Annotated in this window: 23 protein-coding genes; 14 read left to right on the top strand and 9 right to left on the bottom strand. The window is 64.2% G+C overall.

The annotated features are described in order from the left end of the window. Nucleotides 1–5: 5 nt before the first annotated feature. From ACIPK7_RS27130 to ACIPK7_RS27110, 5 genes are all read right to left on the bottom strand, one after another. Nucleotides 6–1,409, bottom strand: a complete 1,404-nt coding sequence (locus tag ACIPK7_RS27130) for a sensor histidine kinase (protein ID WP_401091326.1) — start codon at nt 1,407–1,409, stop codon at nt 6–8. Further along, nucleotides 1,406–2,083, bottom strand: coding sequence for a response regulator (locus ACIPK7_RS27125; RefSeq protein WP_192435575.1), 678 nt, complete (start codon nt 2,081–2,083; stop codon nt 1,406–1,408). Before ACIPK7_RS27125 ends, ACIPK7_RS27130 begins: the two co-directional genes overlap by 4 nt. 192 nt (nt 2,084–2,275) lie before the next feature. Next, nucleotides 2,276–5,098: an FAD-binding and (Fe-S)-binding domain-containing protein gene (locus ACIPK7_RS27120; RefSeq protein ID WP_401091324.1), complete on the bottom strand. Its 2,823-nt coding sequence runs from the start codon at nt 5,096–5,098 to the stop codon at nt 2,276–2,278. Between the two features lie 172 nt (nt 5,099–5,270). Then, on the bottom strand, nt 5,271–6,416 hold the full coding sequence (lldD, locus tag ACIPK7_RS27115) for an FMN-dependent L-lactate dehydrogenase LldD (protein WP_401091323.1): 1,146 nt from the start codon (nt 6,414–6,416) through the stop codon (nt 5,271–5,273). Between the two features lie 213 nt (nt 6,417–6,629). Beyond that, complete coding sequence (locus ACIPK7_RS27110; protein ID WP_401091321.1) at nt 6,630–8,306, bottom strand: lactate permease LctP family transporter; 1,677 nt, start codon at nt 8,304–8,306, stop codon at nt 6,630–6,632. Between the two features lie 346 nt (nt 8,307–8,652). Here ACIPK7_RS27110 and ACIPK7_RS27105 point away from each other — a divergent pair, with 346 nt between their 5' ends. After that, nucleotides 8,653–9,429, top strand: a complete 777-nt coding sequence (locus ACIPK7_RS27105) for an FCD domain-containing protein (protein ID WP_192435579.1) — start codon at nt 8,653–8,655, stop codon at nt 9,427–9,429. Between the two features lie 36 nt (nt 9,430–9,465). Here ACIPK7_RS27105 and smpB read toward each other — a convergent pair whose 3' ends face one another. After that, nucleotides 9,466–9,945, bottom strand: coding sequence for an SsrA-binding protein SmpB (smpB, locus tag ACIPK7_RS27100; RefSeq protein WP_017518965.1), 480 nt, complete (start codon nt 9,943–9,945; stop codon nt 9,466–9,468). Nucleotides 9,946–10,098: 153 nt separating this feature from the next. On the opposite strand from smpB, the gene ACIPK7_RS27095 reads away from it, so the two are divergent. Together ACIPK7_RS27095 and ACIPK7_RS27090 are read left to right on the top strand one after the other, a co-directional pair. After that, nucleotides 10,099–10,533, top strand: coding sequence for a type II toxin-antitoxin system RatA family toxin (locus ACIPK7_RS27095; RefSeq protein ID WP_401091319.1), 435 nt, complete (start codon nt 10,099–10,101; stop codon nt 10,531–10,533). Beyond that, nucleotides 10,526–10,834 (top strand): RnfH family protein, encoded by a 309-nt coding sequence (locus ACIPK7_RS27090; protein ID WP_401091317.1) that lies wholly within the window; start codon nt 10,526–10,528, stop codon nt 10,832–10,834. The genes ACIPK7_RS27095 and ACIPK7_RS27090 overlap by 8 nt, the downstream gene beginning before the upstream one ends. Nucleotides 10,835–10,922: 88 nt before the next feature. Here ACIPK7_RS27090 and ACIPK7_RS27085 read toward each other — a convergent pair whose 3' ends face one another. Then, nucleotides 10,923–11,459 (bottom strand): outer membrane protein assembly factor BamE, encoded by a 537-nt coding sequence (locus ACIPK7_RS27085; protein WP_192435582.1) that lies wholly within the window; start codon nt 11,457–11,459, stop codon nt 10,923–10,925. A gap of 96 nt (nt 11,460–11,555) precedes the next feature. On the opposite strand from ACIPK7_RS27085, the gene fur reads away from it, so the two are divergent. Beyond that, nucleotides 11,556–11,960: a ferric iron uptake transcriptional regulator gene (gene fur, locus ACIPK7_RS27080; RefSeq protein ID WP_009613072.1), complete on the top strand. Its 405-nt coding sequence runs from the start codon at nt 11,556–11,558 to the stop codon at nt 11,958–11,960. A gap of 72 nt (nt 11,961–12,032) precedes the next feature. Here the strand turns inward: fur and recN are convergent, their stop codons facing one another. Continuing rightward, a complete protein-coding gene (gene recN, locus ACIPK7_RS27075) occupies nt 12,033–13,709 on the bottom strand; it encodes a DNA repair protein RecN (protein ID WP_401091315.1) in 1,677 nt (558 codons plus the stop codon). A 199-nt stretch (nt 13,710–13,908) separates the two neighbouring features. Between recN and grpE the strand changes: the two genes are divergently transcribed. The 9 genes from grpE (at nt 13,909) to ACIPK7_RS27030 (ending at nt 24,736) form a co-directional block, all read left to right on the top strand. Next, nucleotides 13,909–14,472: a nucleotide exchange factor GrpE gene (gene grpE, locus ACIPK7_RS27070; protein WP_081520689.1), complete on the top strand. Its 564-nt coding sequence runs from the start codon at nt 13,909–13,911 to the stop codon at nt 14,470–14,472. 90 nt (nt 14,473–14,562) lie between these two features. Further along, nucleotides 14,563–16,479, top strand: a complete 1,917-nt coding sequence (dnaK, locus tag ACIPK7_RS27065) for a molecular chaperone DnaK (RefSeq protein ID WP_192435584.1) — start codon at nt 14,563–14,565, stop codon at nt 16,477–16,479. Nucleotides 16,480–16,601: 122 nt separating this feature from the next. Next, nucleotides 16,602–17,735, top strand: a complete 1,134-nt coding sequence (gene dnaJ / locus ACIPK7_RS27060; RefSeq protein WP_401091312.1) for a molecular chaperone DnaJ — start codon at nt 16,602–16,604, stop codon at nt 17,733–17,735. Between the two features lie 58 nt (nt 17,736–17,793). Continuing rightward, the gene (gene dapB, locus ACIPK7_RS27055) at nt 17,794–18,600 is read left to right on the top strand and encodes a 4-hydroxy-tetrahydrodipicolinate reductase (protein ID WP_184592267.1); all 807 of its coding nucleotides are present in this window, start codon (nt 17,794–17,796) and stop codon (nt 18,598–18,600) included. 187 nt (nt 18,601–18,787) lie between these two features. Then, nucleotides 18,788–19,924, top strand: a complete 1,137-nt coding sequence (carA, locus tag ACIPK7_RS27050; RefSeq protein ID WP_192435587.1) for a glutamine-hydrolyzing carbamoyl-phosphate synthase small subunit — start codon at nt 18,788–18,790, stop codon at nt 19,922–19,924. 29 nt (nt 19,925–19,953) lie between these two features. Beyond that, complete coding sequence (gene leuE / locus ACIPK7_RS27045; RefSeq protein WP_192435635.1) at nt 19,954–20,607, top strand: leucine efflux protein LeuE; 654 nt, start codon at nt 19,954–19,956, stop codon at nt 20,605–20,607. Nucleotides 20,608–20,626: 19 nt separating this feature from the next. Beyond that, nucleotides 20,627–23,848 (top strand): carbamoyl-phosphate synthase large subunit, encoded by a 3,222-nt coding sequence (carB, locus tag ACIPK7_RS27040; RefSeq protein WP_401091310.1) that lies wholly within the window; start codon nt 20,627–20,629, stop codon nt 23,846–23,848. After that, nucleotides 23,845–24,321 carry a transcription elongation factor GreA gene (gene greA / locus ACIPK7_RS27035; RefSeq protein WP_017518953.1) on the top strand — a complete coding sequence of 159 codons (477 nt, stop codon included), beginning with the start codon at nt 23,845–23,847 and terminating at the stop codon, nt 24,319–24,321. Before carB ends, greA begins: the two co-directional genes overlap by 4 nt. Beyond that, a complete protein-coding gene (locus tag ACIPK7_RS27030) occupies nt 24,302–24,736 on the top strand; it encodes a DUF4149 domain-containing protein (RefSeq protein WP_401091308.1) in 435 nt (144 codons plus the stop codon). Before greA ends, ACIPK7_RS27030 begins: the two co-directional genes overlap by 20 nt. Before the next feature lie 42 nt (nt 24,737–24,778). Here ACIPK7_RS27030 and ACIPK7_RS27025 read toward each other — a convergent pair whose 3' ends face one another. Then, the gene (locus ACIPK7_RS27025) at nt 24,779–25,093 is read right to left on the bottom strand and encodes a YhbY family RNA-binding protein (protein WP_015478938.1); all 315 of its coding nucleotides are present in this window, start codon (nt 25,091–25,093) and stop codon (nt 24,779–24,781) included. Nucleotides 25,094–25,172: 79 nt separating this feature from the next. Between ACIPK7_RS27025 and rlmE the strand changes: the two genes are divergently transcribed. Then, the gene (gene rlmE / locus ACIPK7_RS27020; RefSeq protein WP_045216738.1) at nt 25,173–25,796 is read left to right on the top strand and encodes a 23S rRNA (uridine(2552)-2'-O)-methyltransferase RlmE; all 624 of its coding nucleotides are present in this window, start codon (nt 25,173–25,175) and stop codon (nt 25,794–25,796) included. Nucleotides 25,797–25,879: the final 83 nt, after the last annotated feature.

Genomic DNA, 25,879 nt, shown 5'->3' with positions numbered 1-25,879 from the left:
GGGGTTCAGAGAATCGGCCCGGCGGTTGTCGGGAGTTCGACGCACACGCCCAGTCCGGCGCCATCCAGCCCTTCGTGCAGGGAAATGCGCCCGTGGTGGATTTCCACGATGCGCTTGACGATCGGCAGGCCCAGCCCGCTGCCGTTGCTGCTGGCGACGCTGGGGCTGCGGTAGAAGCGAGTGAAGATCGCAGCCTGTTCTGCCGGTGCTACGCCGGGGCCGTTGTCGCGGACCCAGAGGGTCAGTCGGTCACTCGCGCTCTCCAGGCTGACGGCCACGCGGCCGCCTTCGGGGGTGTAGCGCAGGGCGTTGCCGACCAGGTTGGTGAGCATCAGACCGAGCCATGCCGCGACGCCTCGCAGCGTGACCTCCTGGCTATCGAGGGTCAGTTCGATCTGCTTGTCGATGGCCTGCGGTGCAAGATCGGCGATGGTGTCTTCAGCCAGCAGGCGCAGGTCCACCGGGGCGAAGATTTCGTGCAGTTCTTCGGCATCGAGCCGCGCCAGCAGGAGGATCTGTTCCATCAGTGCGCTGATCCGTTCAACGCTGCGACTGACCTGCTGCAGCCCGTGGGCGTGGGCGGCCGGGTCGGACGAGCGCAGTGCCACCTGGGCGTGGGTGCGCAGGCTGGCCAGCGGCGTGCGGATTTCGTGGGCGGCGTCGCTGGTCAGCCGGCGCTCGGCTTCCATTGCCGAATGCAGGCGCTCCAGCAGCAGATTCAGTTCGCTCACCAGGCTGTGCACTTCCACCGGTGCGCGGCTCAGGGCCAGCGGGTGGAGGCTGTGGGCGCCGCGCTGGTGCACCTGTTCGATCAGGCCGCGCAGCGGCGCCAGGCCCTGGCGCACGCCGAACCACACCAGCACGCCGAACAGCGGCAGGGCCAGCAGCAACGGGAACAGGGCGCTGAATAGCAGCAGGTGCAGGGTCTTGTGGCGATAGTGCAGGTCCTCGAAGACCCAGATGCGCACCTCGTCGGTCCCCGCCGTATTCATGTGCAGCACGCGCCAGTTGACCCCGCCGCTGAGCAGGTCGGAGAAGCCCGGCGGCTGCGCTTCGATTCCCGTGGGTGGTTTGTGGGTGGCCAGCAGCGGTTGGCCGCGGTACCAGATGGCATAACCCAGCGTGGCTTCGCGGCGGATCAGCGGCAGCCCTTCGATGGCCTTGCGGCTGCGCGCGAGGATTTCCATGGCGTCGGTGGACTGCGGGTCTATCGCGTCGGCAATGTCGACCAGGCTCAGGGCGGCCTGGCCGAAGTCGATCATGTCCTGGTCGTAGAGACGGTTCACCTGCTCGCGGGTCAGGTGGTAGGTGAACAGGCCGGCCACCAGCCACAGCACGGAAACACCGCCGATCAGGGTCAGCAGCAGGCGCCGGCTGATGGAGCCGGCGCGACGGGGGGCGCTGCTCAAGCTCGTGCGGCGCCTTCGGGGCGGTCGATGCCGTAGCCGATGCCGCGCACGGTGCGGATCAGGCTGTTGCCCAGCTTGCGCCGCAGGTGGTGGATGTGGACCTCGATGGCGTTGCTTTCCAGGTCTCCGTCCCAGCCGTACAGGGCTTCCACCAGGCGTGCACGGGACAGCACCTTGCCGCGCTGTTCCAGCAACAGGCGCAGCAGCGCGTATTCGCGCGGAGCCAGGTCCACCGGCGATCCAGCCAGGCTGACCTGGTGGGTGGCCGGGTCCAGCGCCAGTTCGCCGTGCTGCAGCAGCGGGATGGCCCGACCGGTATGGCGACGGGTGAGAGCGCGGACGCGGGCGAGCAGCTCGTCAAGGTCGAAGGGTTTGGTCAGATAGTCGTCAGCGCCGGCGTCGAGTCCGGCGACGCGGTCGGCCACCTTGTCGCGCGCGGTGAGGATCAGCACGGGGGTCAGGTTGCCGCGGCGGCGCAGCCCGCGCAGCACTTCCAGGCCATCCTTGCGCGGTAGCCCGAGATCGAGGACGAGCAGGTCGAATTCGTCGGTGGCCAGCGCCTGTTCGGCGGCAACGCCGTCACTCACCCAGTCGACGGTGTCGCCTTCCAGACCGAGCCCGGCGCGAATGCCGTCGCCCAGCAACTGGTCGTCTTCTGCCAACAGGATTCTCATCTTGGTCCCCTCATACGGCCTGTGCAGCAGGATAGCTGGCGTGACCCGGTTAGGGCAGAGGGTGAAGAGGGCGGATTAAGAGCCTGTTAACGGCAAGCAGCGGATGGGACCATGGAAAGTAGGGCGAATAACCTGGAACAGGTTATTCGCCGTCTTTGCCAACGGCGGATAACGCCGGGGGCGTTATCCGCCCTACGTCAGGGTTGTGGATGGGCGCGCGCGGGTGACCCGATCCACCAGGTAGACCACGCCGCGATAATCGATGCCGCCATGGGCGGACAGGCCGATCTCGCAGGTGCGGCTGGTGGAGACGCCTTCCTCGCAGTACTGCACCGCGTCCTTGAGCGTGCGCAGCGAGTGCGCGTTCAGCTCGGGCGTGGTGAAGCCCTTGTCGCCGGCGAAGCCGCAGCAGTGGATGCCCTCGGGGATCACCACCTCGCGGGTGCAGCGCTTGACCAGATCGATCAGCGCCTGGCTTTCGCCCAGGTGCTGGGTGCTGCAGGTGACGTGCACGGCAACCGGCTTCTCCTGTGGCTGGAAGTCCAGGCGCTCGACCAGGTGGGTGCGGATGAACTTCACCGGGTCGTAGATATTCAGCCGGTCGTCCGCCAGGTCCTGCACCAGGCGCAGGGTGCAGGGGCTGGTGTCGCAATAGATCGGGTCGAGGCCGCCGCGGCTGGCGCGCAGCAGTTCGGCGAGCAGCTCGTCGCGCTTGGCGTCGGCCTGTTCCTTGTAGCCTTTGGAAGCGAAGGGCTGGCCGCAGCAGAGGTTGTCGGCGTTGTCCGGGAAGACCACCTGGTAGCCGGCTTTTTCCAGAAGCTGGCGAGTCTTGTCGATCAGCGGCATCTGCTCTTCGTCCGTCGCCGCCGGGCCCATGGCGCGGGAGACGCAGGCGGTGACGTAGACGACGCGCGGCTTGCCGTTATCCACAGGCTGTGATGCAGCTGCGAGGCGCGCGGGTTGCGGCATGGCCGGCGTCCACTGCGGCACGCGGCCCTTGCTGGCGTGGCTGATGGAAGCGCTGAGGCGGGCCAGGCGCGGCGCGCCGAGCACCATGCGCGCACCGTTGGCGGCATGCAGCATGAACTTCGCGCCCTTGAGCGCAGTGGCGAAGTGGCGTGCGAGCCAGGTGGCGGTGCCGGCGTGGTGCGCTTCCTCGCCGCGCAGTTTGCGGATCAGTTCGCCGGTGTTGATGTTCACCGGGCAGCGCTGGGCACACAGGCCGGTGGCGGCGCAGGTGTCGATGCCCTGGTACTGGTAATGGCGCTCCAGCTCCGTGGTATCGACGCCGGCGCGGCGCTTGGCCTGGATGTCGCGCCACATGACGATGCGCTGGCGCGGGCTGAGGGTCAGCCCTTTGGACGGGCAGACTGGCTCGCAGAAGCCGCACTCGATGCACTTGTCGACGATCTCGTCGGCGGCGGGCAGCGGCTTGAGGTTCTTCAGGTGTAGCTGCGCATCGTCCGTCAGTACCACGCCGGGGTTGAGGATGCCGGTAGGGTCGAGCAGGCGCTTGAGCTGCCACATCAGTTGGTAGGCGTCGTGGCCCCATTCCAGCTCGACGAAGGGCGCCATGTTGCGCCCGGTGCCGTGCTCGGCCTTGAGCGAGCCGCCGTATTCCACGGCGACCAGGTGCGCGACGTCGTCCATGAACGCCGAGTAGCGCGCGATCTGCTCAGGCGATTCGAAACCCTGGGTGAAGACGAAGTGCAGGTTCCCTTCCAGCGCGTGGCCGAACAGGATGGCTTCGTCGTAGCCGTGCTTGTCGAACAGCTCGATCAGGCGGTTCACGCCTTCGGCCAGCTGTTCGACGGGGAAGGTGACGTCCTCGATGATCACCGTGGTGCCAGTCTCGCGCACTGCGCCGACGGCCGGGAAGGTGTCCTTGCGGATGCGCCAGAGCTGGTTGTAGACCGCCGGGTCTTCGCTGAAGTCGACCTGCTTCTCCACCGGGTAACCGGCGATGGAGGCGCTGATCTGCGTGAGTTGTTCGTGCAGCAGCGACTGGGTCGCCGCGCGGGATTCGATGAGCAGTGCGCAGGCGCCTTCGGACAGGCTCTTCACCCACGTCGGCATGCCCTGCATGTTCTCCACCGAGCGCAGGCTGCGGCGGTCCAGCAGTTCCACGGCGGAGACCGGTTGCTGCTTGAGCACGGTCACGGCCTTGCAGCAGGTCTCCACGTCAGGGAAGACGATCAGCGCGCTGGCCTTGTTCGGGTGGTCGGGCACGGTGTCGTAGGTGACCGCGCTGATGAAGCCCAGGGTGCCCTCGGAGCCGACCATCAGGTGGGTGAGGATATCCAGCGGCTCGTCGTAGTCGACCAGCGCGTTCAGCGACAGGCCGGTGGTGTTCTTCAGGCGGTACTTGTGGCGGATCTTCGCGGCCAGCTCGGTGTTGGCGCGGGTCTGCCGGCCCAGCTCGGCGAGCTGGTCGAGCAGGGCGCCATGACTGTCGCGGAAGGCGGCGACGCTGGCGGGCAGCTCGCTGTCCAGCAGGGTGCCGTCGGCCAGCAGCAGCCGCAGCCCGGCCAGGGTGTGGTAGCTGTTCTGCGCAGTGCCGCAGCACATGCCGCTGGCGTTGTTGGCGACGATGCCGCCGATCTTGCAGGCGTTGATCGACGCCGGGTCCGGGCCGATCTTGCGGCCGAACGGAGCCAGCCAGGCGTTGGCCTGGGCGCCGATTACGCCGGGCTGCAGGCGAATCTGCGTACCGCCTTCGCGGATGTCGCGGCCGTTCCAGTTGTCACCCAGCACCAGCAGCACTGAGTCGCTCACGGCCTGGCCGGAGAGGCTGGTGCCCGCGGCGCGGAAGGTTACCGCGACCTGATTGGCGTGGGCCGCCTTGAGCAGGCTGGCGACTTCGTCTTCGCTTTCCACGCGGATCACCAGTTTGGGGATCAGCCGGTAGAAGCTGGCGTCGGTGCCGAAGGCCAGGGTCGAGAGCGCGTCGTCGAAGCGGCGCTCGCGGGGGATCAGGTGTTCTACCGTGTCGAGGAACGCGGCGGGCAGGCTCATGGCGGCTCCAGTCATCATCGGTGAGCGTGGACCGCTGGACGGTCCATCGGTGTTCTTTTGATTTGAACGCGTTGTGGGAGCGTTCTTTTCGTAGGAGCGAGCTTGCTCGCGAACCCGGTGGGCACGGAGCTTGGCAGGTTCGCGAGCAAGCTCGCTCCTACAGATGGGGCTCTCAGGCGCCCAGTTCGCGCACCAGCGAATCGCGGGTGATCTCGCCGATGCTCTTGGCGCCAGTGAGCACCATGGCCACGCGCATTTCCTTCTCGAACAGGTCCAGCAGGTTCTTCACGCCGGCTTCGCCGTGGGTCGCCAGGGCGTAGAGGAAGGCACGGCCGATGAGCACGGTATCGGCGCCCAGGGCGATCATGCGCACCACGTCCAGGCCGTTGCGGATGCCGGAGTCGGCGAGAATCTTCAGGTCGCCCTTCACCGCGTCAGCGATAGCCGGCAGGGCGCGGGCGCTGGAGAGCACGCCGTCGAGCTGGCGCCCGCCGTGGTTGGAGACGACGATGCCGTCGGCGCCGAATTTCACCGCATCCTTGGCGTCTTCCGGGTCGAGGATGCCCTTGATGATCATCGGGCCGTCCCAGAATTCGCGAATCCACTCCAGGTCCTTCCAGGAGATCGACGGGTCGAAGTTGGCGCCCAGCCAGCCGATGTAGTCGGCAAGGCCGGTGGGGTTGCCGCGGTACTTGGAGATGTTGCCCAGGTCGTGAGGCTTGCCCAGCAGGCCAACGTCGAGAGCCCAGGTCGGGTGGGTCATGGCCTGCCAGACGCGGCGCAGCGGCGCGTTCGGGCCGCTCATGCCGGAGTGGGCGTCGCGGTAGCGGGCGCCGGGTACCGGCATGTCGACGGTGAATACCAGGGTCTTAACGCCGGCGGCCTTGGCGCGCTCCAGGGCATTGCGCATGAAGCCGCGATCCTTGAGCACGTAGAGCTGGAACCACATGGGCCGGTCGATGGCCGGGGCGACTTCCTCGATGGGGCACACCGACACCGTGGACATCGTGAAGGGGATGCCCTTTGCCGCGGCCGCGCGGGCTGCCTGTACTTCGCCGCGCCGGGCGTACATGCCGGTCAGGCCGACCGGGGCCAGGGCGATGGGCATGCTCAACGTCTCGTCGAACAGCTTCGTCTCAAGGCTCAGCTCGGACATGTTCTTCAGCACGCGCTGGCGCAGGGCGATGTTGGCCAGGTCGTCGACGTTGTTGCGCAGGGTGCGCTCGGCGTAGGCGCCGCCGTCGGCGTAGTGGAAGAGGAACGGCGGCAGCTTGCGTTGGGCCGCGGCGCGGTAGTCGGTAGAGGCAGAGATGATCATTGGGCTCTTCCGTTTTGAGAGAAAAGTTTTGGATCGAGCGAGCTAGAGCGAGACAAGGCGGAAATGGCCGAGGGAGCGGAGCCTACAACTGTAGGTGAGCATGACTCGCTCCACTCGCCCCTTCGGGGCCGCACTGAAGTGCGTTAGCCGCAAGCGGCTTCCCGAGGCCATCTCCAGCGCAGTATCGCTGACGCGCAGTCGATCAGCGCTCGGTCAGTGCACCAGCATGCCGGTGAAGATGTACGCCTGGGCCAGGGTGATCAGACCCACCAGGGCGGCGAACATCAGGCTGTGCTTGAGGGTGAAGCGGAACAGATCGGATTCCTTGCCGACCATGCCGGTGGCGGCGCAGGCCACGGCGATGGATTGCGGCGAGATCATCTTGCCGGTCACGCCGCCGCTGGTGTTGGCTGCCACCAGGAGGGTGTCGTTGACCCCGATCTGGTGCGCGGTGGTGGACTGCAGCGAGCTGAACAGGGCGTTGGAGGAGGTATCCGAACCAGTCAGGAACACACCCAGCCAGCCGAGGAACGGCGAGAAGAACGGGAAGGCCGCGCCGGTGCCGGCCAGGACCAGCGCCAGGGTGGTGGACATGCCCGAGTAGTTGGTGACGAAGGCGAAGGCCAGGACCATGCCGATGGAGAGAATCGGCCATTTTAGCTCGACCAGGGTCTCCTTGAAGGTGGTCAGACCAGTTCTCGCACTGATGCGCAGGACGATCATCGAGACCACGGCGGAGAGGAAGATCGCGGTGCCGGTGGCCGAGACGGGGTCCAGCTTGAACACGGCGGCAATCGGCGTCGGGTTGGCGACGATGGGCGCGGTCTTCACCACTAGTTGGTCCAGGTGCGGGATGGCGAAGTTGAACACCAGGTTGTACAGCGCGCCGCCTGGAGCGAAGAGCGCCTTGAACGGCTTCAGGGTCCAGATGGTGACCAGCACGGTCAGCACCAGGAAGGGCGACCAGGCCTTGAGGATTTCGCCGAAGCTGTAGGGAGTCGGCTCGGCGCTTCGCGGGCCGTTGCCGCCCATGACGGCGGCGCCGCCGGCGGTGGCGACCACTTCGCGCTCGCTGGCGGGTTGCCAGACTTTCAGGAACAGGGTCAGGGAAATCAGGCTGACCAGGGCGGAGGTGATGTCCGGCAGTTCCGGGCCGATAAAGTTGGAGGTGAAGTACTGGGTGATGGCGAAGCTGCCGCCGGCGACCAGGGCGGCCGGCCAGGTTTCCTTCACGCCCTTGAGGCCGTCCATCATGAACACCAGCCAGAACGGCACGAGGATCGACAGGAACGGCAGCTGGCGGCCGGTCATGGCGCCGATCTTGAACGCGTCGATGCCGGTGACCTGGCCCGCGACGATGATCGGGATGCCCAGGGCGCCGAAGGCGACCGGCGCGGTGTTGGCGATCAGGCACAGGCCCGCGGCATACAGCGGATTGAAGCCCAGGCCGACCAGCAGGGCAGCGGTGATCGCCACCGGCGCGCCGAAGCCCGCCGCACCTTCGAGGAAGGCGCCGAAGGAGAAGCCGATCAGCAGCACCTGCAGGCGCTGGTCGCCGGTGATCGACAGCACCGAGCTGCGGATCACCTCGAACTGGCCGCTCTTGACCGTGAGTTTGTAGAGGAACACCGCCGCGACGATGATCCAGGCGATTGGCCACAGGCCGTAGGCGAAGCCATAACCGGCGGCAGCGATGGCCATGTCGGCGGGCATGCCGAAGGCGACGATGGCGATGATGATCGAGAGGGTGAGGGTGATGCTGCCGGCGACGTGGCCCTTGAGGCGGAACACGGCGAGGGCGAGGAAGAAGAACACGATCGGGATGACGGCGACCAGCGCGGACAGGCCGAGGCTGCCGAGCGGGGTGTAGATCTGCTGCCAGGTTTGCATCTGGTTGGCTCCCTAATTGTTTTTGGGTGGAGGGCCTGGTTGCCGGTCGGGCGATTCCGATGCGCTTGTGGCGCGTTGGGCAGACGGTCGACTGATCGCGGCTTGTTGTTTTTCGTGCATGTGTTGTCGTGCAATCCGACTTCCGGTAAATTGGTATTACCAATTTACAAAGTCGAGCGCTCAGGGTAAAAGCCCTGCTGGCGGCGTGTCAATTTGCTGCTCTGCGACTTTTGTCGGGAGTGATCGGAAAGGCGAGGCGGGGTTGTCGTCGACGGCGGCGCCCGTCAGGCTGCCGCAAGCTGCGTAGGGCGCGGCCCAGAGTGAGAGAGCGAAGGAGTTCATCCGCATGAGTTTTGGTCAGGTCAAGCAACGCCGTCTGTCGGACGACATCGTCGAGCGGCTGGAGGCGATGATTCTCGAGGGCACTCTCAAGGCCGGCGAGCGACTGCCCGCCGAGCGCGTGCTGGCCGAACAATTCGGCGTCTCTCGGCCGTCACTGCGCGAGGCGATCCAGAAGCTCGGCGCCAAGGGCCTGCTGGTCAGTCGTCAGGGCGGCGGCAACTACGTCAGCGAAGGACTGGGCTCGATGTTCAGCGATCCGCTGCTGCATCTGCTGGAGAGCAATCCGGAGGCGCAGCGCGATCTGCTGGAGTTTCGCCATACCCTTGAAGGCTCCTGCGCCTTCTACGCGGCGCAGCGCGCGACCGAGGTGGATCAGCAGCGCCTGAAGCAGGCCTTCGATGCGTTGCAGGACTGTTACCTGCGCGTGGGTAAGGTCAGTCGTGCGGAGGAGGGGGCGGCAGATGCGGCCTTCCACCTGGCCATCGCCGAGGCCAGCCACAACGCCGTGTTGCTGCACACCATTCGCGGGCTGTTCGACCTGCTCAAGCGCAACGTGGTGACCAACATCGGGGGGATGTACGCACAGCGTGACGAGACCCGCGAGCAGCTGATGCGTCAGCACCGCGAGTTGTACGAGGCGATTATCGGCGGGCACGCGGAAGCGGCGCGGGAGATTTCCCAGCGACATATCGACTACGTGCAGGAAGTGCTGGCCGAGGTGCAGGCGAAGGAATTGCGCCTGCAACGGGCACAGCGACGCCAAGGCGCGGTGGACGCCTGACCGGCAACACGCCCTCGCAGGAGGGCGCGAAGGGGCTCAGTCGTCCTTGCCGTGACGAATGGCGCGCTGGATTTCCCGATCGGAGTCACGCTCCTTCTCGGTGCCGCGCTTGTCGTACTCTTTCTTCCCCTTGGCCAGTGCGATCTCGCACTTGATCAGGTGCTTCTTCCAGTACATCGACAGCGCGACACAGGCGTAGCCTTTCTGCTGCACGGCACCGAACAGCTTGCCCAGCTCGCGCTTGTGCAGTAGCAGCTTGCGCGTGCGCACCGGGTCGGCGATGACGTGGGTGCTGGCAGTGGTCAGCGGCGTGATGTGGCTGCCCAGCAGCCAGGCTTCGCCATCCTTGAGCAGCACGTAGCTGTCCACCAGCTGCGCCTTGCCGGCGCGCAGGCTTTTCACTTCCCAGCCGGCCAAGGCGACGCCCGCCTCGAAGCGCTGCTCGATGAAGTAGTCGTGCAGAGCCTTCTTGTTCTGCGCGATGGTCCCCGAAGGGTGTTTCTTCTGTTTAGCCATAGGCCGCGCATTATAGGGAGTCGCTCGCCGCGCCGCTATCGGGACAACGTGCGACGGCATGCAAGCTTGAGGGTGTGTGGCTAATCTCGGACAATGCGCGCTGTTTTTTGAGCAGCGGGCGTATGAAACGCCCCACAACCAAGCGAGACGTCTATGAGCACGCATATCCAGCGTTCGGCGCTGCTGCCCTATCCGGCGAAGGCGCTGTACGACCTGGTCAACGATGTGGCGCGCTACCCGGAGTTCCTGCCCTGGTGTTCCGCCTCCACCGTGCTGGAGGAAAGCGATACCGCCATGCGCGCCGAGCTGACCGTGGCCAAGGGCAGCATTACCCAGCGCTTCACCACGCGTAATGCGCTGGTGCCGGGGCAGAGCATCGAGATGAATCTCGAGGAAGGCCCGTTTTCCCAGCTGCACGGCGTGTGGACCTTCAAGGCCCTGGGCGACAAGGCCTGCAAGATTTCCCTCGACCTGACCTTCGACTATGCCGGCGCCCTGGTGAAGGCGACCCTCGGCCCGCTGTTCACCCAGGCCGCGAACACCATGGTCGACGCCTTCTGCCAGCGCGCCAAGCAACTGCATGGTTGAATCCGCAAGCATCGCCATTGAGGTCGTCTACGCGTTGCCGGAGAGGCAAGTGCTGCTGCGCCTAAGCGTTCCGCGTGGCACGCGGATGCGCGAAGCGGTGTTGTTGTCGGGCATCGCCGCGCATTTTCCTGGCCTAGATGTGCAGAATTGCCCGCTGGGTATCTTCGGCAAGGCGGTGGCGAGGCCCGAGGAGCGAGAGCTGGGGGAGGGTGAGCGAGTGGAAATCTACCGTCCGCTGATCGTCGATCCCAAGGAAGTACGCAAGCAGCGGGCTGCGCGGGCCAAGGCGGCGCGCGGCTGAGTCTTCTGCGCTGCTGATTCTTGTGTACTGAAAGCACAGGCAACAAAAAGCCCAGCATTGGCCGGGCTTTTTTGTTTTCGCGAATCCCTTACTGCGGATTCTTGTCCAGCGGTTCCGGAGTTGGGACCGGTACGGTTTCCACCTGGTCGACTTCCTTCTGGATCTGCTCTTCCACGGAGCCGGGCTTGGCCGGTTCTTCCTTGGGCTGTTCGGGCTGCTGCTGGGTCGGCTGCGACGGCGAAGTTGCCGGGGTGCCTTCCTTGCCGAGGATCGACTCGTCACGGCTGACGCCGGGCATGAAGTCGCCATTCAGGCCGACCAGTTGGTCGTTCTGGCCGAAATACAGGCTCATCCGCTCCTGCTGGCGCTGACCGCCGCCGGGCTGGATGCTGTAGAGGTAGTCCCAGCGATTGGGGTGGAAGGTATCCACGATCAGGGGGTTGCCCATGATAAACCGCACTTGGCGCCGGGTCATTCCGGGCTTCAACTGGTCTATCATATCCTGCGTTACAACGTTGCCCTGCTGGATGTCGATCTTGTAGACCCCCGGGAACGAGCAACCGGCGAGTGCGGCGAGTCCCAGCCCGAAAGCGAGACTGGTCAGCATGAGCTTGGCGTTTTGCATCAAGGGGTGACTTCCACTATCTTGGCTGAGCGACGAAATCCCGATCATACCTGTATTGAGAGATGCTGCGAAGCATTCCGCGCCGAGAAAGCACACATGGTTGAAAATAGCGAACTGCGCAAAGCCGGACTTAAGGTCACACTGCCGCGCGTCAAGATCCTCCAGATGCTCGATTCCGCCGAGCAGCGCCACATGAGCGCAGAGGATGTTTACAAGGCGCTGATGGAGGCGGGTGAAGACGTCGGTCTGGCCACCGTCTACCGCGTCCTGACCCAGTTCGAAGCCGCCGGCCTGGTGGTGCGCCACAACTTCGATGGCGGCCATGCCGTCTTCGAACTGGCCGACAGCGGCCACCATGATCACATGGTCTGCGTCGATACCGGCGAAGTCATCGAGTTCATGGACTCGGAAATCGAGAAACGCCAGAAGGAGATCGTCAAGGAGCGCGGCTTCGAGCTCGTCGATCACAACCTGGTGCTCTACGTGCGCAAGAAAAAGTAAGCGCACGCAGATGCAGAAACGGCGACCCTCGGGTCGCCGTTTTCGTTTGTGCGGCTTTTAAGTGGTAGTGTGTCAGCCCTGTACGGCCGAATCCACCATCTTGCGAGCGTGGGCCAGGGATTCCTTGGTCAGGTCCACGCCGCCGAGCATGCGGGCGATTTCCTCGATGCGCTCGGCCTTCTTCAGGCTGGATACGGCGGTGCGAGTTTCGCAGGTGTCGCGGTCCTTGTGCACGAACAGGTGCTGGTGGCCTTGGGCGGCGACCTGCGGCAGATGGGTAACGGTCAGCACCTGGCCGCGATCGCCAAGGCGGCGCAACAGCTGGCCGACGACTTCGGCTGTGGGGCCGCCGATGCCGACATCCACTTCGTCGAAGACTAGTGTGGGGATGCGCGAAGTCTGTGCGGTGATCACCTGGATCGCCAGGCTGATGCGTGACAATTCGCCGCCCGAGGCGACCTTGGCCAGGCCCTTCATCGGTTGGCCGGGGTTGGCGCTGACCAGGAATTCCAGTTGCTCCAGGCCGCTGACCTGCGGTTCGTCCGAGCTGGACGGGCGCAGTTCGATGGCGAAGCGGCCGCCGGGCATGCCCAGGCGCTGCATCTCCACCTCCACGGCCTTGGCCAGCTTCGGTGCCGCATCCTGGCGGATGCGGCTGAGTTCGTCGGCCTTCTCCTGATAGTGGCGGGCGTAGGCGGCCAGTTCGTTGCCTAGGCGCTCCACGGCTTCGTCGTCGGCGTTCAGCGCGTCCAGTTCGTCGAGCAGTCGTTGCTGCAGGTCCTGCAGTTCGTGGGGCTGCACGCGGTGTTTGCGCGCCAGGCTATAGATGGCATCCATGCGCTCTTCCAACTGCTGCAGGCGCAGGGGGTCGGCATCGAAGTGGTCGACGAAGCGGTTCAGCTCGCCGATGGCTTCTTCCACCTGGATCTGCGCGCTGGACAGCAGGTTCACCGCTTCGCCCAGTGCGGTCGGCTGGCTCGGGAAGGCGGTGAGGCGGTTGAGGCTGGAGGTCAGCGCCGACAGCACGTTGCCGGCATCGCTTTCGCTACACAATTCGACGACCTGTCGGCAGGCGGCGATCAGGCTGCCGGCGTTGCTCTGGGTCTTGTGTTCGGCTTCCAGCGACTCCAGTTCGTTGTCACCCAGACCGAGGTTTTCCAGTTCTTCAAGCTGGTAGCTGAGCAATTGGTGGCGGGCGCGCTGTTCGTCGCCGTTGCGCGACAGGCGGTCCAGCTCCTGACGGGTCTGCTTCCAGCGCTGCGCGGCGAGTTGCACCTGGCGCGCCAGATCCTGGCTGCCGGCAAATTCGTCGAGCAGGCGGCGGTGAGTGTCGGCCTTGAGCAGTGACTGGTGCTCGTGCTGGCTGTGGATGTCGATCAGCAGCTCGCCCAGGTGCTTGAGGTCGCCCAGCGGGCAGGGGGAGCCGTTGATGTACGCGCGCGAGCGGCCTTCGGCGGTGATCACTCGGCGCAGGATGCACGGGCCGTCCTGTTCCAGGTCACGCTCGGCGAGCCAGTCGCGGGCCTCGGCAATCGCGCTGACATCAAAGCTGGCGAGAATGTCTGCCTTGTCGGAGCCGGGGCGGACCACGCCGCTGTCGGCGCGGTCGCCCAGGGCGAGGCCGAGGGCGTCGAGCATGATCGACTTGCCGGCGCCGGTTTCGCCGGTGATCACGGTCATGCCGGCATCGAGCTCGAGATCGAGGTGCTCGACGATGGCGTAGTTGTGCACGGACAGGTGGACCAGCATGGGCGGCGGCTCCGCAGTTATGTCTGGTTATTTATACAGTATTTTTTGCTGCTGGCAATTCTCCCTTGTCGCCTTTGTGAGTGCCCTGTGGAGCAAAAGCCTTGAAGTCGGGAAAACCTGCCCCATATACACGGCAGAGCCGCGGACCATTGGGTTCGCCTTGTTTTCAAAGGCTTATTTTCTTTTTTAGGAGAGTGGCATGTCTGACGAACAACAGACTCAGGATTCCCAATTCAACGAGCAGCCGGACACCGGCGCTACCGGGGATCTGAACGCCCGCGTGCTGGAGCTGGAAGAACAGGTCGCCGCGGCGAAGGATCAGAGCCTGCGCGCTGTCGCCGAATTGCAGAACGTCCGCCGTCGTGCCGAGCAGGACGTGGAGAAGGCGCACAAGTTCGCCCTGGAGAAATTCGCCGGCGACCTGCTGCCGATCGTCGATACCCTCGAGCGCGCGCTGGAGATGTCGAACCCGGAAGACGAAGTGATCAAGCCGATGCGTGAAGGCATCGAACTGACGCTGAAGATGTTCCACGACACGCTGAAGCGCTACAACCTCGAGCCGGTCGACCCGCACGGCGAGCCTTTCAACCCCGAACACCACCAGGCCATGGCCATGGAAGAGAGCATTCGTCTCGAGCCGGGCAGCGTGGTCAAGGTGTTCCAGAAGGGCTACCTGCTCAACGGTCGTCTGCTGCGTCCCGCCATGGTCGTGGTCAGCAAGGCACCGGAACAAACTCCGCCTTCGATCGACGAGAAGGCTTGAAATCCACCACCCGGTCCCCATCTGGGTAATCAACCGAGCCAAAGACCCGCAACAGGGTCAGCGCGGAATCTAATTTCTGGAGAGTGAAATATGGGCAAAATCATTGGTATCGACCTGGGGACCACCAACTCCTGTGTGTCCATCCTGGAGAACGGTAACGTCAAGGTCATCGAGAACGCCGAAGGCGCTCGTACCACCCCGTCGATCATCGGCTACGCCAACGACGGCGAAATCCTGGTAGGTCAGCCGGCGAAGCGCCAGGCTGTGACCAACCCGACCAACACCCTGTATGCCGTGAAGCGTCTGATCGGCCGTCGCTTCGAAGAAGAAGTCGTACAGAAAGACATCAAGATGGTGCCGTACAAGATCGTCAAGGCTGACAACGGCGACGCGTGGGTCGAGGCCAAGGGCCAGAAGATGGCTCCGCCGCAGGTCTCCGCGGAAGTCCTGAAGAAGATGAAGAAGACCGCCGAGGACTACCTGGGCGAGCCGGTCACCGAAGCGGTCATCACCGTTCCGGCCTACTTCAACGACAGCCAGCGTCAGGCCACCAAGGACGCCGGTCGCATCGCCGGTCTGGACGTCAAGCGCATCATCAACGAACCGACCGCGGCTGCGCTGGCCTATGGCCTGGACAAGGCCAAGGGCGACCACACCATCATCGTCTATGACCTGGGTGGTGGTACCTTCGACGTTTCCGTGATCGAAATCGCCGAAGTCGATGGTGAGCACCAGTTCGAAGTACTGGCCACCAACGGCGACACCTTCCTGGGTGGTGAAGACTTCGACCTGCGCCTGATCGACTACCTCGTCGAAGAGTTCAAGAAAGAATCCGGCATGGACCTCAAGGGCGACCCGCTGGCCATGCAGCGCCTGAAGGAAGCTGCCGAGAAGGCCAAGATCGAGCTGTCCTCGACCCAGCAGACCGACGTCAACCTGCCGTACGTCACCGCTGACGCCTCCGGCCCGAAACACCTGAACGTCAAGGTTTCCCGCGCCAAGCTGGAATCCCTGGTGGAAGACCTGGTCACCCGCACCATCGAGCCGTGCCGCGTTGCGCTGAAAGACGCCGGCCTGGACGTCTCGAAGATCGACGAAGTGATCCTGGTCGGCGGCCAGACCCGCATGCCGCTGGTGCAGAAGACCGTTGCCGAGTTCTTCGGCAAGGAAGCGCGCAAGGACGTCAACCCGGACGAAGCCGTTGCCATGGGTGCTGCCATCCAGGGCGCCGTTCTGGCCGGTGACGTGAAGGACGTGCTGCTGCTCGACGTCACCCCGCTGACCCTGGGTATCGAAACCCTCGGTGGCGTGATGACTGCGCTGATCGACAAGAACACCACCATCCCGACCAAGAAGTCGCAGGTGTTCTCCACTGCCGATGACAACCAGGGCGCCGTGACCATCCACGTGCTGCAGGGCGAGCGCAAGCAAGCCGCGCAGAACAAGTCGCTGGGCAAGTTCGACCTGGCCGACATCCCGCCGGCTCCGCGCGGTGTGCCGCAGATCGAAGTGACCTTCGACATCGACGCCAACGGCATCCTGCACGTCGGTGCGAAGGACAAGGCCACTGGCAAGCAGCAGTCCATCGTGATCAAGGCTTCTTCGGGTCTGTCCGAAGACGAGATCCAGCAGATGGTCCGCGACGCCGAGGCGAATGCCGAGGAAGACCGCAAGTTCGAGGAACTGGCCGCTGCCCGCAACCAGGGTGATGCACTGGTCCACGCGACTCGCAAGATGGTCACCGAGGCTGGCGACAAGGCCACTGCCGAAGAGAAGGCTGCCATCGACAAGGCGCTGAGCGAGCTGGAAGTTGCCGTGAAGGGCGACGACAAGGCCGAGATCGAAGCGAAGATGAATGCGCTGTCCCAGGCATCCACTCCGCTGGCGCAGAAGATGTACGCCGAACAGCCGCAGCCGGGTGCTGCCGCTCAGGGCGAGGCCGCTGACGACAAGGCTGGCGACGATGTCGTCGACGCCGAGTTCGAAGAGGTCAAGGAGAACAAGTAAGCCGCGTGCTTGCTTCCGCTCCGGCGCACCGACCAGCGTGTCGGTGCGCATGAAACGTCACGCGGGGGCTTGCTCCCGCGTTGGCGTGTCTGGGGGAACGGTTTTTAGAGTGCAGGAAAGTTATGGCCAAACGTGATTTTTACGAGGTACTGGGTGTTGAGCGCGGCGCCAGCGAAGCGGACCTGAAAAAGGCCTATCGCCGGCTCGCCATGAAGTTCCACCCGGACCGCAACCCCGGCGACAAGGAAGCCGAGGACAAATTCAAGGAGGCCAACGAGGCATACGAGGTCCTGTCCGACGCCAGCAAGCGCGCGGCTTACGACCAGTACGGCCATGCCGGCGTCGACCCGCAGATGGGCGGTGGCGGTGCGGGCTTCGGTGGTGCGAGCTTCTCGGACATCTTTGGTGATGTCTTCAGCGACTTCTTCGGCGGTGGTGGCGGCGGACGCGGCGGCTCCCGTGGTGGCCCGGCGCGCGGCGCTGACCTGCGCTACACCCTCGACCTGGACCTGGAAGACGCGGTTCGCGGCACCACTGTGACCATCCGCGTTCCGACCCTGGTGGGCTGCAAGACTTGCAGCGGCAGCGGCGCTAAGCCCGGCACTACGCCGGTCACCTGTACCACCTGTGGTGGCATCGGCCAGGTGCGCATGCAGCAGGGCTTCTTCTCGGTGCAGCAGACGTGCCCGCGCTGCCATGGCAGCGGCAAGATGATCACCGACCCCTGTGGCTCCTGCCATGGCCAGGGCCGCGTGGAAGAGCACAAGACCCTGTCGGTGAAAGTCCCGGCCGGCGTCGATACCGGTGACCGCATCCGCCTTACTGGCGAAGGCGAGGCCGGCGCCCATGGTGGCCCGGCGGGCGACCTGTATGTGGTGGTGAACGTGCGCGAGCACGACATCTTCCAGCGCGACGGCAAGCATCTGTACTGCGAAGTGCCGATCAGCTTCGCCGACGCCGCCCTGGGTGGCGAGCTGGAAGTGCCTACCCTGGACGGCCGCGTGAAGCTGAAGATCCCCGAAGGCACCCAGACCGGTAAGCTGTTCCGCCTGCGCGGCAAGGGCGTTGCCCCGGTGCGCGGCGGTGGTGCGGGTGATCTGATGTGCCGCGTCGTCGTCGAGACGCCGGTCAACCTGGACAAGCGTCAGCGCGAGCTGCTCGAAGAGTTCCGCCATACCCTGCAGGGCAACTCTTCCCACTCGCCCAAGGCCAGTGGCTGGTTCGAAGGCATGAAGCGCTTCTTCGACGATCTATGATGCAAGGCCCCGGCGGTGTGAATCGTCCGGGGCTTTTTTAGCTTTGGAGTTGTTTTATATGCGACGTATAGCCGTTATGGGCGCCGCCGGGCGCATGGGCAAGACCCTGATCGAAGCGGTCCAGCAGACCAATGGCAGTGCCGGCCTGACTGCGGCGGTCGACCGTCCGGACAGCACCCTGGTGGGCGCCGACGCTGGCGAGCTTGCCGGTCTGGGCCGCATCGGCGTGCCGCTGTCGGGCGACCTGGCCAAGGTGGTTGATGAGTTCGACGTGCTGATTGACTTCACCCATCCGACCGTGACCCTGAAGAACCTGGAGGTCTGCCGCAAAGCGGGCAAGGCCATGGTCATTGGCACCACCGGTTTCTCCGCAGCGGAAAAGGAGCTGCTGAGCGAAGCGGCGAAGGACATCCCGATCGTCTTCGCGGCCAACTACAGCGTCGGCGTGAACCTCTGCCTGAAGCTGCTCGACACCGCCGCCCGTGTTCTGGGCGACGACGTGGACATCGAGATCCTCGAGGCGCACCACCGCCATAAGGTCGACGCGCCGTCCGGCACCGCGCTGCGCATGGGCGAAGTGGTCGCCAATGCGCTGGGGCGTGATTTGGAGAAAGTGGCCGTGTATGGCCGTGAAGGCCAGACCGGCGCGCGTCCGCGCGAGACCATCGGCTTCGCCACCGTGCGTGCCGGTGACGTGGTGGGCGACCACACCGTGCTGTTCGCTGCTGATGGCGAGCGCGTGGAGATCACCCACAAGGCTTCGAGCCGCATGACGTTCGCGCGCGGCGCCGTACGTGCTGCTCAGTGGCTGGAAGGGCAGGCCAACGGCCTGTACGACATGCAGGACGTTCTCGGCCTGCGCTGAGTGGCATGGCCGTACGTCGTGCAAAAGGTGGACCATGATGTCGCATTTCTGTAAACTACAGCTTTAGTGTGTCCACTAAAAGTAGCGCAGCATGATCACATAAAAAGCGGGATGACTTCTTCTGATGTCATCCCGCTTTTTTACAATCTGCGCACGCCCAGCCAGGCTTGAACTACGGGAGGTCTTCTTGACTAAGCCAGCCATACTTGCACTTGCCGACGGCAGCGTTTTTCGCGGTGACGCCATCGGCGCCGACGGTCATACCGTCGGAGAGGTGGTGTTCAACACCGCCATGACCGGCTACCAGGAAATCCTCACCGATCCTTCCTACGCCCAACAGATCGTCACCCTGACCTACCCGCACATCGGCAACACCGGCACCACGCCCGAAGACGCCGAGTCGAACAAGGTCTGGGCCGCCGGCCTGATCATCCGTGACCTGCCGCTGCTCTCCAGCAGCTGGCGCGACAAGCAGTCGCTGCCGGACTACCTGAAAGAGAACGGCACCGTTGCCATTGCCGGAATCGATACACGCCGCCTGACCCGCATCCTGCGCGAGAAGGGTTCGCAGAACGGCTGCATCCTGGTCGGCGACGACGCCACCGAGGAAAAAGCCCTCGAACTGGCGCGCGGCTTCCCGGGCCTGAAAGGCATGGATCTGGCCAAGGTCGTGTCCTCCACCGGGCGCTACGAGTGGCGTTCCAGCGTGTGGAACCTGGAAACCGACAGCCATCCGGAAATCGCCGCCGCCGACCTGCCGTACCACGTGGTCGCCTACGATTTCGGCGTGAAGCTGAACATCCTGCGCATGCTGGTTGCCCGCGGCTGCCGCCTGACCGTGGTGCCGGCGCAGACCCCGGCCAGCGAAGTGCTCGCCCTGAACCCGGACGGCATCTTCCTCTCCAACGGCCCTGGTGACCCCGAACCGTGCGACTACGCCATCCAGGCCATCCGCGAGTTCCTCGACACCGAGATTCCGGTGTTCGGTATTTGCCTCGGCCACCAGCTGCTGGCCCTGGCCTCCGGCGCCAAGACCCTGAAAATGGGCCACGGCCACCACGGTGCCAACCACCCGGTGCAGGACCTGGATTCGGGCGTGGTGATGATCACCAGCCAGAACCACGGTTTCGCCGTTGACGAAGGCAGCATGCCGGCCAACCTGCGCGCCACCCACAAGTCGCTGTTCGACGGCACCCTGCAAGGTATCGAGCGCACCGACAAGGTGGCCTTCAGCTTCCAGGGGCACCCGGAAGCCAGCCCAGGCCCGCACGACGTGGCTCCGCTGTTCGACCGCTTCATCGCGGCGATGGCCGAGCGTCGCTGAGTACGAGCTCGAAGAGGTAGAAGAAGATGATGCCGACCCTGGGAATCACCGACCTCTGGACCTACGTCCTGGGTACGTTGTTCATCGTCCTGCTGCCGGGGCCGAACTCGCTGTTTGTCCTCGCCACTGCCGCCCAGCGCGGCGTGGCCTCGGGCTACCGGGCGGCGAGCGCGGTGTTCCTGGGCGATGCGATCCTGATGTTCCTGTCGGCGCTGGGAATCGCCTCGGTCCTCAAGGCCGAGCCGATGCTGTTCCTGGGCCTGAAGTACGTCGGCGCCGCGTATCTGTTCTATCTAGGGATCGGCATGCTCCGCGGTGGCTGGCAGAAGCTGCGCCACCCGCTGGAGGCCGCCGCCGTGCCGGCGAAGGAAGTGGACGTCAATCAGCCGTTCCGCAAGGCGCTGCTGCTGAGCCTGTCCAACCCCAAGGCGATCCTCTTCTTCATTTCCTTCTTCATCCAGTTCGTCGACCCGGGTTACGCCTACCCCGGCCTGTCGTTCCTGGTGCTGGGTACGATCCTCGAGATCATCAGCGCCCTGTACCTGAGTTTCCTGATTTTCTCCGGTGTGCGTCTGGCGGCCTGGTTCCGTCGGCGGCAACGGCTGGCTGCCGGCGCCTCGAGTGGCGTCGGCGCCCTGTTCGTCGGCTTTGGCGTGAAGCTGGCCAGCGCAACCCTTTCCTGAATATTGCAACGAGAGTCCCATGCCCAAGCGTACAGACATCAAGAGCATCCTGATCCTCGGCGCCGGCCCGATCGTCATCGGCCAGGCCTGCGAGTTCGACTACTCCGGCGCACAGGCCTGCAAGGCCCTGAAGGAAGAAGGCTTCCGTGTCATCCTGGTGAACTCCAACCCGGCCACCATCATGACCGACCCGGCCATGGCCGATGCCACCTATATCGAGCCGATCAAGTGGCAGACCGTCGCCAAAATCATCGAGAAGGAGCGCCCTGATGCGCTGCTGCCGACCATGGGCGGCCAGACCGCTCTGAACTGCGCCCTGGACCTGGAGCGCCACGGCGTGCTCGAGCAGTTCGGCGTGGAAATGATCGGCGCCAACGCCGACACCATCGACAAGGCCGAAGACCGTTCGCGCTTCGACAAGGCCATGCGCGACATCGGCCTGGCCTGCCCGCGCTCGGGCATCGCCCACACCATGGAAGAAGCCTACGGCGTGCTGGAGAAGGTCAACTTCCCGTGCATCATCCGTCCGTCCTTCACCATGGGCGGCACCGGCGGCGGCATCGCCTACAACCGCGAAGAATTCGAGGAAATCTGCACCCGTGGTCTGGATCTGTCGCCGACCAACGAGCTGCTGATCGACGAATCGCTGATCGGCTGGAAGGAATACGAGATGGAGGTTGTCCGCGACAAGAAGGACAACTGCATCATCGTCTGCGCCATCGAGAACTTCGACCCGATGGGCGTGCACACCGGCGACTCGATCACCGTGGCCCCGGCGCAGACCCTGACCGACAAGGAATACCAGATCATGCGCAACGCCTCCCTGGCGGTGCTGCGTGAGATCGGCGTGGAAACCGGCGGCTCGAACGTGCAGTTCGGCATCTGCCCGAATACCGGCCGCATGGTCGTGATCGAGATGAACCCGCGCGTCTCGCGTTCCTCGGCACTGGCGTCCAAGGCCACCGGCTTCCCGATCGCCAAGATCGCCGCCAAGCTGGCTGTCGGCTACACCCTCGACGAGCTGCAGAACGACATCACCGGCGGCCGCACCCCGGCGTCCTTCGAGCCGGCGATCGACTACGTCGTCACCAAGATCCCGCGTTTCGCCTTCGAGAAATTCCCGAAAGCCGACGCCCGCCTGACCACCCAGATGAAATCCGTGGGTGAAGTCATGGCCATCGGCCGGACCTTCCAGGAGTCCGTGCAGAAAGCCCTGCGCGGCCTGGAAGTCGGCGCCACCGGTTTCGATCCGAAGCTCGACCTGAGCAACCCGGAAGCCGAGAGCATCCTCAAGCGCGAGCTGACCGTGCCCAATGCCGACCGCATCTGGTATGTCGCCGACGCCTTCCGCGCCGGCAAGAGCATCGCCGAAGTCTTCGACCTGACCCGCATCGACGAGTGGTTCCTGGTGCAGATCGAAGACCTGATCAAGGACGAAGAGCGCGTGAAGACCCTGGGTCTGTCCGCCATCGACCGCGAGCTGATGTACAAGCTCAAGCGCAAGGGCTTCTCCGACGCCCGTCTGGCGACCCTGCTGGGCGTGACCGAGAAGAACCTGCGCAACCATCGCCACAAACTCAAGGTGCTGCCGGTGTACAAGCGCGTGGACACCTGCGCCGCCGAATTCGCCACCGACACCGCCTACATGTACTCGACCTACGAGGAAGAGTGCGAAGCCAATCCGTCGACTCGCGACAAGATCATGATCCTGGGCGGCGGTCCGAACCGTATCGGCCAGGGCATCGAGTTCGACTACTGCTGCGTACACGCCGCGCTGGCCATGCGTGAAGACGGTTACGAGACCATCATGGTCAACTGCAACCCGGAAACCGTTTCCACCGACTACGACACTTCCGACCGCCTGTACTTCGAGCCGGTCACCCTGGAAGACGTGCTGGAAATCGTCCGCGTCGAGCAGCCCAAGGGCGTAATCGTGCAGTACGGCGGCCAGACCCCGCTGAAACTCTGCCGCGCCCTCGAAGAAGCCGGCGTGCCGATCATCGGCACCAGCCCGGACGCCATCGACCGCGCCGAAGACCGCGAGCGCTTCCAGCAGATGGTCCAGCGCCTGAACCTGCGTCAGCCGGCCAACGCCACCGCGCGCAGCGAAGACCAGGCCCTGGAGTTGTCGAAGAACATCGGCTATCCGATGGTGGTGCGCCCGTCCTACGTACTGGGCGGCCGCGCAATGGAAATCGTCTACCAGGAAGAAGAGCTCAAGCGCTACATGCGCGAAGCCGTGAAGGTCTCCAACGACAGCCCGGTGCTGCTGGACCGCTTCCTCAACTGCGCCATCGAGGTCGACATCGATGCGGTGTGCGACGGCGAGACTGTGGTGATCGGCGCGATCATGCAGCACATCGAACAGGCTGGCGTGCACTCCGGTGATTCCGCCTGCTCGCTGCCGCCGTACTCGCTGCCGCAGCACATCCAGGACGAGATCCGCGAACAGGTCAAGAAGATGGCCCTGGAGCTGGGCGTGGTCGGTCTGATGAACGTGCAGATGGCCGTGCAGGGCGAGGACATCTACGTGATCGAGGTGAACCCGCGCGCGTCCCGTACCGTACCGTTCGTTTCCAAGTGCATCGGCGAATCGCTGGCCAAGGTTGCGGCCCGCGTCATGGCTGGCAAGTCCCTGGCCGAAGTCGGCTTCACCCAGGAGGTGATCCCGCCGTACTATAGCGTCAAGGAAGCGGTGTTCCCGTTCGCCAAGTTCCCCGGCGTCGACCCGATCCTCGGCCCAGAGATGAAATCCACTGGCGAGGTGATGGGTGTCGGCGACAGCTTCGGTGAGGCATTCGCCAAGGCCCAGTTGGGCGCCAGCGAAATCCTGCCGAACGCCGGTTGCGCCTTCATCAGCGTCCGCGAGGACGACAAGCCGCAAGCCGTTCAGGTCGCTCGCGACCTGGTCGCGCTGGGCTTCGAGGTGGTTGCCACTGCTGGCACCGCCAAGGTGATCGAGGCTGCCGGTCTGCCGGTACGTCGCGTGAACAAGGTGACCGAGGGCCGCCCTCACGTGGTCGACATGATCAAGAATGACGAAGTCACCCTGATCATCAACACCACCGAAGGCCGCCAGTCCATCGCTGACTCCTATTCCATCCGTCGTAACGCCCTGCAGCACAAGATCTACTGCACCACCACCATTGCGGCGGGGCAGGCGATCTGTGAGGCGCTCAAGTTCGGTCCCGAGAAGACCGTTCGCCGTCTGCAGGATCTCCATGCAGGAATCAACGCATGAGCAAATTTCCAATGACTGTCCAGGGCGCCCGCGCCCTGGAAGAAGAACTGAAATACCTGAAGACCGTTCTGCGCCCGCAGATCACCCAGGCCATCGCCGAAGCGCGTGAACTGGGCGACCTCAAGGAGAACGCCGAATACCACGCGGCCCGTGAGCAGCAGGGCATGTCCGAGGCGCGTATTCGCGACATCGAGGCCAAGCTGTCCAACGCGCAGATCATCGACGTGACCACCATTCCGCACAGCGGCAAGGTGATCTTCGGTACTACCGTCGATATCGCTAATGTCGAGACCGACGAGACGGTGACCTATCAGATCGTCGGCGACGACGAGGCGGACATCAAGAACAGCAAGATCTCGGTCAACTCGCCGATCGCCCGTGCACTGATCGGCAAGACTGAAGGCGACGCTGTTCTGGTCAAGACTCCGGGCGGCGACGTCGAGTACGAGATCGTTGAAGTCCGCCACGCCTGATCGACAATCCCTCAACGCAGGCACCATCAGCTGGCTGCTGGCCCAGACATTCTGGGTTGGCGGCCTCTGGCTGCTTCAGTTCGTGGTGTTGCCGGCGCTGGACAAGATCGGCCTGGCACCATTGTTGGTGCAGACCGTCGCCGACGGCCTGAAGCCGCTGTTGCTGGGTTTTGCGGGATTCTGCGTGCTGGTCCAGGCTCTGGTGCTCTGGCAGGCGCGCGGGCTCGCTGCCTTTACCCATGAGACGCGGGGGCAGTTGCTGTTGACCGTATTGGTGATGGTAGCGGCCTATTTCGTGGTGCGCCAGGTAGCGCCAGACGCTGAGCGTTGGCTGCTGTTCAACTATCTGGTGGTGGCGCTGTGCGGTCTGCTGCTGGTGCTGCAACCGGCGCCCGGGCGGGGCGAGCGGAGCTGACGCGGCGGAGCCTTGCCGGCTCCGCGTTGCCGGTCTTGACTGTCAGAGACCGCTGAAGCGGCTGATGTTCGACAGGTTCTTGTTCGGCTTGGGATTGCGACGATAGATCAGCGCCATCTTGCCGATGGACTGAACCAGTTCGCAGCTGCCGTTCTGACAGAGTTCGTCGATCAGCGCACGACGGTCGTCGCGTTCGGTGATGCGGAACTGCACCTTGATCAGTTCATGATCGTTGAGCGCACGCTCAAGCTCGGCCATTACACCTTCCGAGAGACCGTTTTCTGCAACGGTCAATACGGGTTTCAGGTGATGCCCGATAGATTTGAACTGCTTTTTCTGCTCCTGAGAGAGCGCCATAATCTGACCCCTGGGAAAAAAGGCGGATATTCTACCCGAGTTTCGGTTATACCGGGATGCCGCTCAGACGAGGTAATACGTGGCCCGTTCCAAGACTAGCCATCGCTGGCTGAAAGAACATTTCGACGATCCTTACGTGAAGATGGCACAGCGCGACGGCTATCGCTCGCGCGCCAGCTACAAACTGCTGGAAATCCAGGAGAAGGATCGCATCCTGCGCCCCGGCATGACCGTGGTCGACCTCGGCGCGGCGCCGGGCGGCTGGTCGCAGGTCACCAGTCGGGTGATCGGCGACAAGGGCACTCTGATCGCGTCGGACATCCTGCCGATGGACAGCATCCCGGATGTTACCTTCATCCAGGGTGACTTCACCGAGGACGAAGTCTTCGCCCAGTTGCTCGAGGCTATCGGAGAAAATCCGGTAGACCTTGTGATTTCCGATATGGCCCCCAATATGAGTGGACTGCCCGCTGTGGACATGCCTCGTGCGATGTTCCTCTGCGAGCTGGCCCTGGACCTGTGCACCCGTGTGCTACGTCCGGGCGGCGATTTCCTGATCAAGATTTTCCAGGGTGAGGGTTTCGACGCTTACCACAAGATGGTTCGCGAGAACTTCGAGAAGGTGCAGATGCGCAAACCGCTGTCGTCCCGCGACCGTTCGCGGGAACAGTATCTGCTCGCACGGGGCTTTCGCGGCGCCTAGACTGGAATGATTGGGCCGGCTTCTGGTCTATGCCTTGCAGGTTTTGCTTGTACCGGTGAAAGCCGGGGTTCATAAAGGGTTAC

Source organism: Pseudomonas sp. NPDC086581 (genome assembly GCF_044746165.1).
Taxonomy (GTDB): Bacteria; Pseudomonadota; Gammaproteobacteria; order Pseudomonadales; family Pseudomonadaceae; genus Pseudomonas.
Note: the sequence above shows the minus strand (reverse complement) of the source record. Positions and strands in the feature narration are given on the sequence as shown.